We start from the raw sequence: 17147 nt of genomic DNA, 5'->3' as shown, positions 1-17147 counted from the left end.
TTTAGGTTTACCTCAAAGTGTTCAAAAAGAGTAGATTTCCTTTTTTAACACACCGATATAGGGTAAGTTTCTGTATTTTTCTGCGTAATCAAGTCCGTACCCGACAACAAATGCGTCTGGTACAACAAAGCCAATATAATCAGCCTCTAAATCCACTTTCCGGCCAGTTGGCTTATCGAGGAGAGTGACGATTTTTATAGAATTTGCTTTTCTATACTTCATTAAATCAACCAAATAACTAAGTGTCTTTCCACTATCTATAATATCTTCGATAATAAGGATGTCGCGCCCTTCGACACTCGTGTTTAAATCCTTAATAATCTTGACTTCTCCAGAGGATACAGTCGCATTTCCATAGCTAGAAATATCCATGAAATCAAGTTCAATATAAGCGTCAATTCGCTTTATCAGGTCGCTCATGAAAGGTAATGCACCTTTAAGAACTCCGATTGCAAGTGGGAATTTATCTTGGTATTCTTCTGTGAGTATTGCTCCAAGCTCCGCTACTTTTTCTTGTATAGCTTCTTCTGATATTAATGTTTCTTCGATATCCTTTGAAAGCATTCGAACCCCACCTTTTCACGATATTATTTTACTATTTCTCCTAATAAAAATATGTATTTGCCCGCTGCTGAAGGTTCTTGCATAAACGCGTCTCCATACCGTAACCCAGGAACTGCGCATACCTCGTCTTGCGCTGTTACAAGAACAGGTAGTTCTTGACGCACTGACTTCCCAACTTTTTCATCGATGAAGAGCCTAGACAATCGCTTTGCATTTGCCATTCCAGTCAACCGAATACGATCGCCATCTTGTCGATGTCTTACCGTCAAAGGGAGTGACGTGTTTGGAAAGTCAAAGTACATAATAGATTTCGCTCGTAACACTAACTCTTCGTCTACGTTGTCTACCTCGTTCCAATAAAGCCAAACTTTATTTTCCCAGGAAATACATGTACCTTTAGGCAATGTCTTTTGGACAAAGTCATTCAGCGTATTTTCCTTTTCAACAAAAGTTAACTTATCGTATTCCCGAACGAAACGGTAACCATGGGGCAAATCAATAGAAATATTTCCGTCTGTTGAATCAAGGTGATTCAATAGCTGTTCAACGAGTCCAGTTTTGTAGACTACAGGCACATTTTTCTTATCATAAAGATAATTCAATAGTAGAGGAATCATCCGCCTTTGTAAAGCAGTTGGCATGCTAGAAAATGAGGATCCATCAACATATGGCAGTCCTTCTTCAGAAATAGCAACAATCGAATCCAACTGATCTTTTGCCAACGCTGTTAAATACGCGTCATCCTCCTGCAGCTTCACTGATAATTTAACTGCATTTTCCGAGGCTACTTCGTTTTCTTTGAGTACAAATGGGACAATATGTTGTCGGAAACGATTTCGCATATACGCATCGCTTGCATTACTAGGATCCTCACGATAGCCCAAATTGTTATCCATAAGGTAAGCGTAAAGATCTTCTTTCTTAACCGGTAAAAAGGGTCGAATCAGATGCCCTTCTTCAATTTGACGCTGAATAGGGATACCTGTTGGAGTAACCCCTTTCGTCAACTGCATCAACATCGTTTCGAGTTGATCTTCTGCATGGTGGGCTGTAGCGAGCACACCAAATTGGTGCTCTCGCATAACTTTTGTAAAGAACTCATATCTCTCTTCTCTACAAACCGCCTGCAAGTTCCCTCCCTTTTCCATTACAATTTCAGGAATCGGAATGTCACTACCATAAAAAGGTACGTTAAGTGTTTCACATAACGCACGAACAAAGTCTCCGTCCTTTTTCGATTCTTCCCCTCGTAACATATGATTTACATGGACGGCAGCAACCTCAATGTTTAACTTTTCACGATGCGATGATAAAAAGTGAAGAAGTGCAACAGAGTCTACTCCGCCAGAACATGCAACGAGCACACGACTTCCTTTCGTAAGTAGCTCATGTTTATTTACAAAGCCAAAAATAGTGTCGCTGAATAATTCCATCCGTACGCCTTCTTCCATTACTTTGTTTTCATATTAATTGTTAATCTGTTTATATGGTGTGAAACTGGACCACTCAGGGAGCACATGATTAATTTTCATTACGAGGACAGTTCGATCGTCTGAAATCCCGCGAAAACGTCTTTCCATTTCACTCATAATGCGATCCGCAACTTTTTCACACTCTAGATGACCGTATTTACCAAGTATACCGTACAACGACTTCTCTTGCTCTTCAATCGCTATTTCTCCATTAAACATTCCATCCGTCATCATGACTAGAAGATCCCCTGATTTCAAGGCTTCATTCTTTGCTTCTACAGAAAAGGAAGGAAGAAATCCAACCGGAACCGATTTACTATCCAGTCTTAGAAACTCATTTCCGCGCTTAATATACGTACTCATCGATCCCGCTTTCCAAGACCAAAGCCTTCCATCCTGTAAGTCAATCAAAGCAAGATCTAGAGTCGCATACATATCATCCAATCCATTTAGCGACATCATGTAATGGAGTGTATGCATAGCCGTCTCCGGATTCATCTTCCGATCTAAACACTCCCTCATCAGACGAATTACTTTCCGACTTTCACGATATGCATGAATATCTTGCCCCATGCCATCCGATAAAAGAATAGCGGTCAATCCATCATGAATCGGAAACACTTCGTATGCATCCCCCGCGTAAAATTCCTTTTCGCCAGATGTTGCAACGATTCCATAATTCAGTTTAAATCGTACTGCGGAATTGATTGTAATTCTAATATGTGGAAATGGGTCAAGTTTCAAAGCGGATTTGGTTATTTGAAAAGGTTCATCATATACTTCTTCAAGAACTGGGAGTATAAATCGCTCAGCCACTGTTGTGTTCGTTTCAAAATCAGATTTTCTTTCCGGAATGCAACAAACAATCCTCCGTGACCCTCTTTCTTCAGATAATATATCAATTTGGAAATATTCTATCCCTTTTTCCTGAAACCTTCTTTCCAACTCTTCCTCGGCAGGTTTATAAACGGATATGTCTTCTTTTATTTCGCCCATTATTTTGTCGAGATGTGTACTCATATCCCTCAATTGAAGTGCCAGCATTTTTCTACCGTGTTGAAGCTGGCCGCTTAACAAGTTTTCACCCGCCCGCTCCTCAAGTTCTCCAATCAATCCCTTAAAACGTATACACTTGTACTTTATCTTCTCTTCCACCCTGTGCCGCGTAGTTTTTTTCGCTAATGAATACGTTGACTCCCATTCATTAATTAACTGCCCCATCCTTTCATCCTTTTCCCAGCACCTTGAATACCGAAAACAGGTGTGACAAACAGATGGTATTTTAGGTGGTCCACTTGCTGCTACCTCTTTATCCGGTGAAAATCGTCCACCTACTAATGTCGACATAAACTCTGCAAATTGCTGGAAGTCTGATAACTGTTCATCCAACCGCTCCGCCAGCCATTGTTGCTGCTTTTCTGAAACATCCGTTTCCTCTTTGAAAAAAACTTGTCGTAGTGGTTCTACCTTTTTCGAGGGTATTAAGAAAAAGATTATCGTCGCCGTGGCAATTGTTGCAAAATGAGTTATATCTAGCGGTAAAGTTAGGTCATACATAAAGAAGAAGATGGATACAAAGCCACCACCCGTAGCAATCCCAATTTTCCCAAATCGTCTAAATACACCCGCAAAAAAACCTGTCATGCCATATACGGCCATCATTCCAGTAAACGACAATTCAGCAACACCAATAATTGCTGCTATAATCATCGCTACAGTTGTCGAAAAAGGGAGCCCGCCTATTGTCGCAGCTAAAAGAATCATTAAGTGAATAAGTAGTCCCGCAATAGATACATGCCCAATAAGTATTCCCTTCATACCCGTTAAAGCTAATGCACTTATTATACACGCCGCGCGGAGTCGCTCAGGAGTCCATTTTCCGAAGTAAATACGATCTGCAGGAGGAAACGCAATAAAAAGGAAATAGGTCATAAAAAAAGCAAGTATCACTTCAAACCCTATGAATAATTGAACCTCTATTGGAAGTTGACCGCTATACGCAACTAGTTGCCAAACTACTTGAACAACGAAAATTGAACTTATAACTGTAAGCGGAATCGATTTTCTTCCGAAGGCGTATCGAATGGCCAAGTTGAAAAGAACAAGTTCCAGTAAATGAATAACTGCTTGTCCAACTCCTAAAAACGTACTCCCTGCCATCCCTCCAATAAACACCCAGATCAAATGGTTCCTATAGCGAGCACGTGCTAAAGCCCATATCGGTAGAAAAAATGGTACTGCAGCATCGAACAACACTGCTTGAGATAAAAAAAACGAACCGAATAAAAAGAAACTTGCAACGATAATTTGCATTTTCTTTTTTCCAATCGCTTCAATCTGCATCCGAATTGGATGAGTAATCGAATTTCCTACATTACTAGATAATTTCATCTCCTAGCCCCCTATGTCGACGTATATTTGAGTATACATAGGCGAAGCCCAATAAAATGTCTGTTCATGGCGAGCAAGAGACAAAATCTTTCGACTCTTTCTGAACTCTTTTTCTTTATACAACGAAGGGTTGACACCCTTCGTCCCCACATGTATTATATAGATTGTTGTGCTGAGATTATGCCTACTAATTGAACTCCAGTTATTGGAAATGCATCTCATTCATGACTTCATCAAGTCAAAAAGGCGGCGTAGCTCAGCTGGCTAGAGCGTCCGGTTCATACCCGCAAGGTCGGGGGTTCGACTCCCTCCGCCGCCATTAAAGGTTTTTCAAAACGAAGTTTTGAAAAACCTTACCATGTGTGCGTAGCACACCCAAAAAACTTAAACTTAGGTTCTACAACAGGCACTTGTGTTGTAGACACCGTGGTAGAAAGCAATAAGTACTTCTTTCTTAGTTTGAATACCTATTTCAACACTCGGCCCCTTGGTCAAGCGGTTAAGACACCGCCCTTTCACGGCGGTATCACGGGTTCGAATCCCGTAGGGGTCATTTCAAAAATCCAACACATAGTTCATGTTGGATTTTTATTAGCATTAGTCAGAACCAAGTTAAGCACAATCGCAGCTAACATGATCCCGAAGATTCCCAAAAGAAAACGTTTGTTATTTTCTCTTGGTTTACCACCCACTGGAGGCTTCGGTTAGAGATGGATTGAAAAGCTCATTTGCTTTCTTTTTTATAATTGGATTTGAATAATTAACTTCATTTAATTCGAGTAAATAATCATCTAATTTTTCAGACTCACAAACCAAGTTCATAGAATTCCCCCTATTTGATAAATAAATATCGTTACTTGAAGAAAAACTATAATTTTTTCTCCATGGAAACAACTTTTATATTTATACCGTTTGGCTTATGTACTACTTCCTCTTCATAAATGTTAAATCCTATTGAACTATATAATTTAATGTTTTTAGGCACAGTCAAACGAACTTTACAAAGTAACGTGTGAATTCCATTATTAATTGCGTAGTCTTCTAATGATTTTAATATTTTTTTCGCAATACCTTGCCCCTGTTTTTCTGGGATAACTGATAGTCTATAAAAATAAAGACCATTTTCTTTTAATAGAAAACGTACCATCCCCACAGGTTTATTATCTTCATATCCAATAAAGCCTTGTTCTCCCCCTTTTAAAGATGCTGATATTGATTGAACCGTCTCTTCTAAAGCACTAGATGGTGGCACTTCATCCTTATACTCCAAAAATGCCTTAATCATTAGGTCATGAATTAAAGTAGCATCCGATACTTCTACGGGATTAATTTCCATACATCATCCTCCTTAATTATATCGTATAAATATATATTAAAATTTATGATTATACAAAAAATTGAGAGAATAGAGTGTCTTCTTATTGAACTAGTCGAGTAGAAGAGAACCTCTCTACCTTACGGTAGATTGTGTTCCTCCCCCCTCACAGAACCGTGCTTGCGCTATTCACGCACACGGCTCCTCCTAGTCATCATTCACAAAATGTAGCCAATCTTCTTTCTTAAATCGTTATATATTCACTTTAATTCTTGGTGAAGGTAACGGGTATTTATGAAGAAAGAGATTGAATTTATCCCAAGTAAAAGATTTTCTTTGACTTCTTCTGTTGAGCCATTTAAAGAGTAAATATTGAATTTCGTCTCTAAATTGGTGAACACTTTGAGTATTATCCGTGAAGCAATAGTAGTTGTAGTAACCTACAAGCGAGCGTTTAAATCTATCCATAATCATATGAATATCTTTATTTCGGTTACTCTTCAACGCGCGAGTTAACTTCATACTCTGGAACTTCCAAAGGACGGTTTTTACAGATTTCATAAGTGTCTTGCCAAGGCTTAAGTTTTTCGAAAATGGCACTGGCCGTTAGTACATCTGCGTCTCCATAGCGTTTTCCGATGATTTGCATCCCTACAGGCAGATTACCGACAAGACCTGCAGGAATGGAAGCGGAAGGATGACCTGTGAAATTCGTGATTGTCGTCAGGGCCCATCCAATGAGTGGATCCACTTCCTCCCCGTTTATATGCGACGGACCCACCGTAGTTCCGTTGGGGGTATTTTTGACTGGCAGGCACGCTGCAGTCGGTGTAATCAGCAGGTCATAATTGTTGAAGACACTTTGCACGGAATCATAGATATTTGTGCGCATGTTTTGATCCTTTTGAACATCCAGCAAACTCATGCAATACGCCTGTTCGATTCCTTCCAAGTAGCGTTCCGGTAAATCGTCACGGAAATCCTTCAGTAAATCCATTCCTTTACTTTTGAAGTTTTCAAATAAGGGAATGGACATCCGCATGGCAGAGCTTACGAAAAGATCGCTTATCTCCCGTTGATGGTACCCGATTCCGACCTTCACTTCTTCCACTATCGCTCCAGCTTGCTTTAATATGTTTACAGCTTCAGCAACAACGCGTGAAACCTCGTGATCGACAGGAAAAACATCAAAATTCGGGCTGTACGCAATACGCCATCCTTTGATTGATCCCTGCAAAGCCGCCATATAATCCACTTTTTCATTTGAACTATAAGGATCTCGAGAATCATAGCCTGTTATGGCCGTCAATCCAAGAGCAGCATCTTCAACAGTTCGTGTCAGCGTCCCTTCCGTTGAGAAAAGATCTGTTCTGAATCCGTTTGGTCGTCCAAGGTAAGGAACGCGGCCACCTGCAGGTTTAAAACCGTATATTCCACACCACGCTGCAGGAATACGGGTTGACCCGCCACTATCCGAACCTTCAGCTATCGGGAGAAGTCCATCGGCAACAGCTGCTGCCCCACCACCCGAAGAACCGCCTGAATTCCTGGTTAAATCAAATGGGTTGCGGGTGGGACCGAATAAATCGTTGTCCGTTGCACCACGAAATCCGAAAACAGGGCTATTCGTTTTTCCAACTAAAATAGCACCCGCCTTCTCCAGTCGTTCTGCGGAAGGACTGTAGTGGTCAACGACGTTATTCTTAAGCGCACGTACGCCCCCAAAAGTGGAAACCCAGCCTGGTTTGGCACCGAATAAATCCTTGATGGCGGACGGGACTCCGTGAAGAATCCCCACATCTTCGCCTGCAAGCAAAGCCCTTTCAGCTTCTTTTGCATTTTTCAAAGCGTCTTCATAACCAAAGTAGATAAATGCATTCAAGCTTTTATTTCTTTCATCGATACGTTCAATGAATGCTTCCATCAATTCGACAGGGGATAGTTCACGTTTTCTAATTTTTTGGGCCATTTCACTTGCTGACATAAAAGCTACTTCTTTGTGTGAAATCATTTTTCCTACCTCCACCTTATTTGATATTATCAAGTATCTATTCTCTTTTTTTTCAGAATCCAGAAAACACCGGATGTATTTACGGCACATGGATAAAATTACCTGGTCCGAGTGGTAAGCCTAGCAAATACCATATGGCAAACAAGCCAATCCAGAATATTCCGAAAATTAATGTGTAAGGTAATAGAATTGAAATTAAGGTACCTATTTGAATATCCTTATTGTATTTCCTCGCAAACGTCAGTAAAATCGCGAAATACGGCAGCATTGGTGTAATTGTGTTTACAACGGAATCTCCAATACGGTAAGCCGCCTGTGTTGCGGCAGGGGTAAATCCCATTATTAGAAACATCGGGACAAAAACTGGTGCTAGAATGGCCCACTTCGCACTTGTACTTGCTATTAAAAAATTAACTACACTAACAAATAATATAAATAAAATCAATAGAGGTAATCCCGTTACTCCTATATCCTTCAAAAATGCCGCACCTTCAATAGCTATGATTGGTCCTATGTTGCTCCAGTTAAAATAGGCGATCATTTGTGCTGCAACAAATGCTAAAACAATGTAGTAACCCATCCCGGACATTGATTTCGTCAGATGTTCAGCAATATCTTTATCAGATCGAATTACCTTCGCTCCAACGCCAAATGCAATGGCTGGAATCAGGAACAAGAGTAACATGATTGGAACAAGGCCTTTCATTAAAGGAGAGACCAACAATGAATCTGTTTCTGGATCACGCAATAAAGAGCCGCTTGGAATCGTTAAGAAAAGCAGGATTGCAACAGAAACGAGGAGAGCAACACCAGCCCATAGTAAGCCACGTTTCTCTTCTTTTGAAATATCCTTCATTTCATCTCGCGGTCCAGAATAAGACCCCAATCTTGGTTCAACAATTTTAGAATTAACATACACAGCTAATGGGATCAACATAATTGTGGAAGCAGCCATGAAGTAATAATTCATAGCAGGATTGGCAATATAAGTCGGATCCAAAATTTGAGCACCAGTCTGGGTAAAGCTCGCTAGCAATACATCAACCACGGATAGGAGCAAGTTTGCACTGAACCCTCCGGCAACTGTGGCATAGGCTAATGCAAGTCCAGCAATGGGATTTCTTCCGATCATGAGAAAAATCATTGCTGCAATCGGAGGCATTACAATGAAAGCTGCGTCTGCAGTAATATGACCAAGCAAACTAACAAGAACGATGATTGGTACAACAAGGGACTTTGGTGAAAGGAGTACCGTTTTTTTCATCGCTGTTGGGATGAGACCCGTCGTTTCGGCAATTCCAACCCCTAACATTACAGATAGAACCAAACCTAAAGGTGGAAAGGATGTAAAGTTGCTTACCATTTCCGTTAAAATTCTTACTATTCCATCTTTACTAAGTAAATTCACCGCGTCAATCTTTTCATTGGTTGTTGGATTGACCGTCGACCATCCTAACCATGCTGCAAGGGATGATAAAAGGAGAACAGCCAAGATAATGAACAAAAACAATGTAAGGACATCAGGCAGTTTGTTCCCGTACTTCTCCACGCGATCAAGGAATTTTACAAATAATCCTTTCTTTCTTGGTTACTTTACCTGAATATTTTGCATCGATATATCACCCCTGTTATCGAATTTTTCTTATTGGGCTTTAAGTTTGACAATCAGTTCAATCTCTACCGGGATGTTAAAAGGAAGTACAGATGTACCTAAAGCAGATCGAGTATGTTTGCCTTTGTCACCAAAAATTTCGACCAGCAAATCGGAAGCTCCATTGATCACCTGCGCTTGATCATAGAAATCATTGGCACTGCTAACCAAACCGAGTACTTTTACAAAACGCTCAATCCGGTCAAGACTTCCAATTTCCTCCTTGATTACGCTCAATAAATTGAGCACTGTGATTCTGGAGGCTTCATATCCTTGTTCTATCGTCAGATCACTGCCCAGTCTACCGTTGTAAAGTGGTTTACCGTCAACAAAGCAAGAGGACCCAGAAGTGTAAACAAAATCGTTGACCTGTAAGCATGTTACATAGTTCGCCATTGGAGATGGTGCCGGGGGAAGTTCGAGCCCCGACTCGATTATTCTTTGTTCTATTTGTGACATGGTATTTTCCTCCATCATTTTGAATACGATTTTTTTTTTACAATAGATTCTTATTTTGTGAAATTACTTTGATTTAATTAAGTATTGTGTATACAAAGATGTGTTGTGATGGAAATTTCATAAAATCGCCGTCATGATTCAATCATTCTCTCAACAAATCGCTAAATAATGAATAGATAATATGTATTGAGATGATTGAGATGTCATTGTTCCTCACTATATTGTTTTATAGCCTTATCCCTCCCTCCTCATACAACAAATAATGTTAGAAGCAAAAACTTCATATAATTAATATATATGAAGTTAATTCTTTTTTTATAAATTATATACTATTCAGTAAATTAAATCTATAGGGTATTTATAATAATTCGAACGGATCAATTGTTAGGGTCAAAAAAAGAGGGAGACCCCACAAGATTGTTATTCAACAACCATACGGGTCACCCTCATTAGTTCGTTTCTCTCTTCAACAAGATATGCTAAAAAATGAATTGTCATCATTCGGCAATCATCTTATCCCTTAAAGAAAGAACTGTTCACTCGTCTTTTCATAATCTTTCAATCGTTTTTCTATGTCTACCTGATTGGAAGATGAAACTCCCGAAACGATAAGATTCAAAATGGAAAATATAATAGGCATTCCTTTTAAGCCGGCTGGGGAGGGAGTTTCAATTTTTATCAGCATGTCTGCTAATAGACTGATGGGTGCCAATTCATTATCCGTGATTGTTAGAATTTGCACGCCTTTTTTCTTTGCATTCTTGACAAATGAGATTGTCTCCTGTGTATACTCTGGAAATGAAAAAGCAATGACAATGACCAAGCTTTTTTTATTCATCTCAGAAACTAAAGAAATTGCATCATCAAGTTCTCCTCTGTAAAAGTAAGTGTTTCCTTTAATCATGTTTAAACTATATGCCAACCATCGAGCAGGAGCATTTGAACTTCTCAAACCAATTACACATATTTGTTTTGAATGCAAAATGGCATGAATAACCTTCTCGTATAATTCTGTACTAAGAGAATCTAAATTTCGTTCAATAAAGGCAATATCTTGTTCTTTATTATATTCAATAAGATTCTCTGTATTAATGTGAACTCCCTTGGAGACTCTGAATTTCTCAAGTGGATCCGGATGCCTATTTTCCAACAAGGATCCCTGGATAGCTTTTTGTAATTGACTGAAGCCAGCATACCCAAGTCTATAACAAAATCGAATCACTGTGGTTTCGCTCATTTGTGTAAACTCGCCAATTTCTTTTGCTGTCCGGTAAGCCGTTTGTTGGGGATTTTTAAGAATATAAGACGCTATAATCTTCTGTCCGTTTGTTAGAGAAGTAAAATTTTTACGAATTAGATCGTTAACAGATTCCATACTTATTTTCCTTTCAAATATCACATTTTCATTGATTGGGACGAGCGCATGACGGTGACTGCTGAACATAGTTGTCAAACCTAATGTTATATATTGATTGCTTAATTGATATTAATGGTAGCATATTACAGAAAATAATAGAGAGTAGTTTGTAGTATTTTTGTTGCCCTGTATGTTTCCTAATAAAAAATAGCCGTCCACATGGTAAGGTTCAGCCTGTTCTCCAACTATGAACTCTTTATTTGAAGAACTTTTTAATCAATATTATCAAAGTCATAGTCATCAAGCCGCCGAGTTTTATAATCCTCGGCACAACCATTTTCAGTTGACAGGAATAAGAACTCTTAAACGTCACGTCAATGTAAAAAATGGAGAAGCTACGAACCTCTCCATTTTCTTTTAAAAATTCCATAAGTATAAAACCCACAACGTTTGTGTCTGCCAAATCCAATCAATTTCAAGAAATTCACTTCGGTTCGTATACCCCTTTACCAATGAAAGTGTTGCAACACTATGAATTTCCAGTCTTTTAATTGTGGAAAATTACGATCAATACTAGTATCAATTTTTATTTAATTAAACTATGAATTCCCCTGAATTTATTTGGGGTAAATCCGATTTCCTTCTTAAATACTTTAATAAAATACTTAACATCATTAAATCCGCAAATACTACTGATTTCATTGATTGTTTTTTTTGTTTCCAACAGTGCCTTTTTTGCAATTTCTACACGTTTTCGGGTAACAAAATGAATATAATTCATTCCAACCTCATTTTTAAAGATCACACTTAAATATGCAGCAGATATGCCTAATCTTTCTGCTACTTCTAGTAATGATAACAAGGGATTGTCATAGTGCTGTTCAATAAAGTTCACAGCTTCCCTTGAAAGATTCGAGACCTTACCCTGCCATTCTGCACTGATAGATTCCAAAAGGGGAACAATCATGGTTTCTAGCGCCATGGTTAAATCTCTGTCATTTCTTATCTTTTTTAATTCAAAGAGCCAATCCACTGACTTTAAGTTAGATTGTGGGCTGTATTTGCTTAAAAAAAGATAAAACTGAAAAACAAGACTCCATCTCTGTTCAAATGCGGAATAGTCGTTCAAATTCTGTTCCATCATGTAATAAACTTTCTCCTTGTTCCCATCTTGTAGAAGCTGAATCCATTGTTGTTCCAGTTCTCTATTTAATCGTGCGGGCCCTAACTGCATATCATTATGAGTATGAAATTCATTATAGTTGTGCTGAAAATTGCTTTCTGCTTCCTTATACGCATCGTAAAATTCAAAATCATTTGTATAATACTTTGAGCTAATTCCGACAGACAATCTTCCCTGTATCTTACTGTACTCAAATTTAGTAAACAAATCCGCATGTACATTTGTTTGAAATGCAAATAAATAAATATGATGGTTCAGGTGAGGGAGAACATACCAATCACTAACATAAGATAACGAACGTAACATTTCCAAATGAATGGGTTCAATAGAGAAAAGTATCTTAAATATGGGAAAAGGCAGCTTAAAATCAGGTTCACGATTTTCTTCCAATGAAAGACTTTCATATAGTGTATTTTCAACTAATATCTTCTGAATATGGAATTGATTTTTCTTTTGAATATTCATCTTTTGAACGAGAGTTGTAATGATTTTTTCCAGATCGCTTGGTTCAATAGGTTTTAAAAGATAATCTGCAATACCGTGTCTAATGGCTTGTTGGAGGTATTTAAAGTCATTATACCCTGAAATGATAATGACTTCAGGCATAGGTTCCATTTTTTCTGATAATTTATTTAATAGTTCCATCCCGCCCATTACTGGCATCATAATATCTGTAATAATAATGTCGGGTGGAGTATCGTCTATAACTTTTAAAGCTTCTGCACCATTTCCGACACTCCCAATTAATTGGATACCAAACTTTTCCCAAGGAAGAGCCACTTCTAACCCCTTTGCAATCCACGGTTCATCTTCCACAATCATCAATCTATACATTAGAAATTCCCTCTCCTTTTGTTAAAGGTAAAGTTACAATAACAGATAAACCACAGGGATAATTCGGCTTAAGATACAGCCCAAACTCTTTACCAAATGCCATCCTAATTCGGGTATTGACATTGTAGATTCCAACTTTCTGTTTATTGTTATCTCCTTCATCGAAATTCCATTCCCAGGAAGTCAAAGTTTTATTGACTTCATTTATCAACTCTGCGTCCATTCCATTCCCATTGTCATGGATTTCAATCACAATCTTTCTATCTATGCGAAAAGCTATAATGGAGATCAGACCATTAGTTGCTATTTTAGTGAAAGCGTGTACAAAACAATTCTCAATAATGGGTTGCAGGATAAACTTAACTATCTTATAGTCCATTATTTCTGGATCAATATCGGTTTTTTTTTGAATTTTCCCATTAAAACGGATAAGCTGCACGTTAAGATAATGATCAATATGATTCATTTCGTCTCGAATAAGAACATATTTACTTTCGTTGAGGGTATTATAGCGAAACATTTTTGACAAAGACATTGATAGTTCTGCGATTAATGGAACTTTTTCAACTCTAGCAATGGAATTTATCGTTTCTAATGTATTATGCAAAAAATGAGGGTTAATTTGAGATTGTAAAGCACGGAATTTGGCTTCATTTGATTTAATACGAAATAAGTACTCATTATACATATGCGTATTTATTTTGTTTACAATGTCTTTGAAGCTGAGAGAGATCTGCCAGATTTCATCTTTAATGAAAACATTTTTTTCTGCTTCGATAGATAAGTTTCCATTTTCTATCCTCTGCATTGCCTTTTTTAGCTTATGGATCGGTGAAGTAAGATGACTGGAAATCACAAAAATTAAAACCATGACCAAAATAACACTGACTGTTATGAGGACGATCATTAATTTTTCGATATATTCTATTTTCGCAAAAATATAGTCCGTTGGTGTAAAGACCACTAAATACCAATTCGTTACTGGATTATATGAATATACCGCCAATCTTTCGACTTGCAAATAACTAGTTAAGTAGTTTCCACTCCTTCCTTCGCTATGAATGGCCTTTATATGTAATTCTTTGCTTGCCAGATGAGCATTCGTTGTGTAGATCAGCTGCCCGTCTTGATTCGATATTACAAATTCACTTCCTCGCCCCAATACCGAATTCGCCAATGAGTGATAAATAATTTTGCGCTGCTCTTCCGATTTCTCAACATCGATTTTAGCGTCTTTCAATAAGGAAAGCATATTATTGGTCTGTGTGACAATTTCCTCATGTGATTCAATAATATTGTTACGCAATTTGTGTGTTAAAAACTGGTACGCTACCGTATCAATTAATAAGATAGGGATAATCGTCAAGATGGAATAAAGAATGATGTATTTGTACTTGAGACTAATAAACAAGGTACCATACCCCTTTAGTCAGATATAAATAGTTATCATAATTATTGTATTTTCAGAGACTTTATCATACGAGCAAAAATTTACAATCTAATGCTGTCGGCCATTATTTTGTAACAATTAATATTCAGGTAGCCCTTTCTCTTTAAACTGCTGCATATTCTCCTTTGTTACATAAGGTGTTCCAGGGAGAATTGGATCCTTTGTTAAGTCTATAAACTTCCTCACTTTTTCACCTTCAAAAGATGCAAGTATCGCTTCCATTGCCCGTTGTACTTCCTCATGTGGAAGCATGATTGTACTCATCTCAATAGACTCATCCTCAAGCGCTTTGAAAGTCCATTCATCTCCACCAAAATCGTAGATTTTTATATTATCACGTTTTGCAGCTTTCACTGCTTCAACAACACCGACTGTTATACCTGAATAGTTAGAGAAAATCACTTTAATATCCGGGTTTGATTGAATGATATTTTGGGTTACTTCAAAACTTTTGTTTGAAGTGTAATCTGTTTCAAGAAATCCTACCAATTCCCATTGTGGGAACTCCCGTATCAGTTTATCAAATGCTTTTTTCATATTGATTGCATTTGAACCTGATTGCGGCCCTGAAATACCTGCAATTTTCCCACCCTCCGGGTTATCTGTGAAAATTTTGTGCACGATACCCTCATAAACATTGTATTGTTGTCCACCGACAAAAGTAAGCGTTCCTTCATGCCAATCTTCAGCGTCGCACATCGTAGAATTGATAACTGCCACCGTTATCCCTTTACTGGCAGCCTTCTTGGTTACAATATCACACAATTGCCTGCCATCATTAGCTTGTACCACAAATGCATCATATTTGTCAGCAGCGATTGCGTTTTGAACTTGCTTATATTGCTTCAAAGTATCAAACTGCCCATCAAACACGTCGATATCAGCACCTAATTTCTCAGCTGTTTCTTCAGCTGCAGTAATACCAGCTTGAAGATACGTGTTACTTGAACCCGCTGAGAAATATGCAAGCCTAGGCTTTTCTGCTTTAAATTTCTTTACAGCCAGTTGCTGTGTATTTGTTTGCTCCGTGTTTTCTTTTTCTACTTCAGTCTCTGTTTCTAATCGGGGTTCGCACGCTGACAGAAATGAACAGAACGCAAATATCAGGAATAAAGAAACGAACGATAATCTTCTTTTCATGTCAACTTCCCCCCTTTATATATTGGCAATTTATTTGTTTCATCATTTTTTCGCCTCTAATACAGCTAAGAGGTTTAATCCACTCTGTAAGAGTGCCTCCATCTTTATTATCCATTGTACAATAAAAATTTAAAATAACAGGTTTTCCTGAAAAAAATAGCTGTGACCAGCCATTAAAGAGTAAACCAAACTGCCCTTATCACCAGTCCGTAGTAACAGCCATATAATCAAGAACAACTACAAACAAGTCTGACTCTATTGTGAGCCAGACTTGTTGACTATAATTTTATTAGCTCCTTGTAACTTTAATTAGTTACCAAGGATTTATTTTTTGCCATTCCATTAAACGGAGCGTATTGAGAATAGACACTTTCTCTGCGAGTCCTGTCATTGAACGTTGTTGCTGCACCTGTCTCACGATTTACGTATAGTTCATCAATATCGACTGTGCCCGAGATAACAGTATTCTGGTTCGTACCAGCCTCAGCTACAACACCGTTATATGGAAATGCTAAATCACAAGGGCTTAAGATTGAAGCTCTTCCGTAACCAACCGCTGGAACAGGCAAAGCAGGATCTCCAACTGTCGGACAATGAACAAAATACACCTGGTTTTCAATAGCACGTGCTTGAGCACAATGGCGGACACGCCAGAACCCTGCTTCAGAGAACGTATAAGACGGACAAAAGATAATTTCTGCCCCCTTTACACTTAAAATACGTGAAATTTCAGGAATTTCAGACTCATAGCAAATTGCTATTCCAATCTTTGCAGGCCCAATATCGTAGACTTCCAGTTCGTCGCCTTCGCTGGTTTTCCAATTGCCCTCAGCCGGGAAAATATGAGTTTTCTTATGTTCAATATGACTGCCATCTTTGTCGAAAACATAACAAATATTATAATACTCTTCACCTCGTTGTTCTAAGTGAGAACCTGCGATAATGACTTGCTTTCTCGTAATAGCCAAATTCTTAAATAAATTTTTGTAGTCCTCTGTATATTCCGAGACTTTCACAATATCTTCTGCTACGAAGCTATCAGAACCCGGAAAGCTATTTAACAGACCTAAAGTAACAAGCTCAGGAAATATCACATAATCTGTGTCTTCCGGGACTTCAGCAATGATATCCTCCACTTGCTTTGCAAATTCCTCGAAGCTTGCGACTGGTTTCAGTTTAAGCTGACAAGCCGATATTTTGGCTTTCCTCATCGTTAATCCCTCCATTTACTAATCTAACATTATTTTATTATTGTATTTCTTACTATGAACATGCAAAAATCTCTGTTTTAGTCGTGTCTCTCTGACATGGGAACGAACC

13 protein-coding genes, 2 tRNA genes and 1 pseudogene are annotated in these 17147 nt (G+C 38.3%); 2 read left to right on the top strand and 14 right to left on the bottom strand.

Features of this window, described 5'->3' with window-relative positions; genetic code table 11:
- Positions 1-21: 21 nt before the first annotated feature.
- Genes hpt through ACXYMX_RS11720 form a run of 3 tightly spaced genes read right to left on the bottom strand, consistent with a single transcriptional unit; the run spans position 22 to position 4427 of the window.
- Complete coding sequence (hpt, locus tag ACXYMX_RS11730) at positions 22-564, bottom strand: hypoxanthine phosphoribosyltransferase (RefSeq protein WP_459044422.1); 543 nt, start codon at positions 562-564, stop codon at positions 22-24.
- A 23-nt stretch (positions 565-587) separates the two neighbouring features.
- On the bottom strand, positions 588-1997 hold the full coding sequence (gene tilS, locus ACXYMX_RS11725; protein WP_459044421.1) for a tRNA lysidine(34) synthetase TilS: 1410 nt from the start codon (positions 1995-1997) through the stop codon (positions 588-590).
- A 33-nt stretch (positions 1998-2030) separates the two neighbouring features.
- Entirely contained in the window at positions 2031-4427 is a 2397-nt protein-coding gene (locus ACXYMX_RS11720) for a SpoIIE family protein phosphatase (protein WP_459044420.1), read from the bottom strand.
- A gap of 245 nt (positions 4428-4672) precedes the next feature.
- Between ACXYMX_RS11720 and ACXYMX_RS11715 the strand changes: the two genes are divergently transcribed.
- Together ACXYMX_RS11715 and ACXYMX_RS11710 are read left to right on the top strand one after the other, a co-directional pair.
- A tRNA-Met gene (locus ACXYMX_RS11715) sits at positions 4673-4746 on the top strand.
- 162 nt (positions 4747-4908) lie between these two features.
- Positions 4909-4980, top strand: a tRNA-Glu gene (locus ACXYMX_RS11710).
- Between the two features lie 128 nt (positions 4981-5108).
- Here the strand turns inward: ACXYMX_RS11710 and ACXYMX_RS11705 are convergent.
- The 11 genes and pseudogenes from ACXYMX_RS11705 to ACXYMX_RS11655 form a co-directional block, all read right to left on the bottom strand.
- Entirely contained in the window at positions 5109-5249 is a 141-nt protein-coding gene (locus tag ACXYMX_RS11705; protein WP_459044419.1) for a hypothetical protein, read from the bottom strand.
- A 46-nt stretch (positions 5250-5295) separates the two neighbouring features.
- Positions 5296-5763, bottom strand: coding sequence for a GNAT family N-acetyltransferase (locus tag ACXYMX_RS11700; protein WP_459044418.1), 468 nt, complete (start codon positions 5761-5763; stop codon positions 5296-5298).
- A 231-nt stretch (positions 5764-5994) separates the two neighbouring features.
- On the bottom strand, positions 5995-6210 hold the full coding sequence (locus ACXYMX_RS11695; RefSeq protein ID WP_459044437.1) for a group II intron maturase-specific domain-containing protein: 216 nt from the start codon (positions 6208-6210) through the stop codon (positions 5995-5997).
- A 25-nt stretch (positions 6211-6235) separates the two neighbouring features.
- Complete coding sequence (locus ACXYMX_RS11690; RefSeq protein WP_459044417.1) at positions 6236-7753, bottom strand: amidase; 1518 nt, start codon at positions 7751-7753, stop codon at positions 6236-6238.
- 79 nt (positions 7754-7832) lie between these two features.
- A pseudogene (locus tag ACXYMX_RS11685) lies at positions 7833-9335 on the bottom strand (AbgT family transporter); the annotation flags it as partial.
- A gap of 60 nt (positions 9336-9395) precedes the next feature.
- Positions 9396-9863 (bottom strand): RidA family protein, encoded by a 468-nt coding sequence (locus ACXYMX_RS11680; RefSeq protein ID WP_459044416.1) that lies wholly within the window; start codon positions 9861-9863, stop codon positions 9396-9398.
- A gap of 520 nt (positions 9864-10383) precedes the next feature.
- Complete coding sequence (locus ACXYMX_RS11675; RefSeq protein WP_459044415.1) at positions 10384-11238, bottom strand: MurR/RpiR family transcriptional regulator; 855 nt, start codon at positions 11236-11238, stop codon at positions 10384-10386.
- 568 nt (positions 11239-11806) lie between these two features.
- A complete protein-coding gene (locus ACXYMX_RS11670; protein ID WP_459044414.1) occupies positions 11807-13237 on the bottom strand; it encodes a response regulator transcription factor in 1431 nt (476 codons plus the stop codon).
- Positions 13230-14648, bottom strand: coding sequence for a sensor histidine kinase (locus ACXYMX_RS11665; RefSeq protein ID WP_459044413.1), 1419 nt, complete (start codon positions 14646-14648; stop codon positions 13230-13232). Before ACXYMX_RS11665 ends, ACXYMX_RS11670 begins: the two co-directional genes overlap by 8 nt.
- 117 nt (positions 14649-14765) lie before the next feature.
- The gene (locus tag ACXYMX_RS11660) at positions 14766-15827 is read right to left on the bottom strand and encodes a sugar ABC transporter substrate-binding protein (RefSeq protein ID WP_459044412.1); all 1062 of its coding nucleotides are present in this window, start codon (positions 15825-15827) and stop codon (positions 14766-14768) included.
- Positions 15828-16132: 305 nt separating this feature from the next.
- Positions 16133-17038, bottom strand: a complete 906-nt coding sequence (locus ACXYMX_RS11655) for a carbon-nitrogen hydrolase family protein (protein ID WP_459044411.1) — start codon at positions 17036-17038, stop codon at positions 16133-16135.
- Positions 17039-17147: the final 109 nt, after the last annotated feature.

This window comes from Sporosarcina sp. CAU 1771 (genome assembly GCF_054482775.1).
This window is presented reverse-complemented; position numbering and strand designations above follow the sequence as displayed.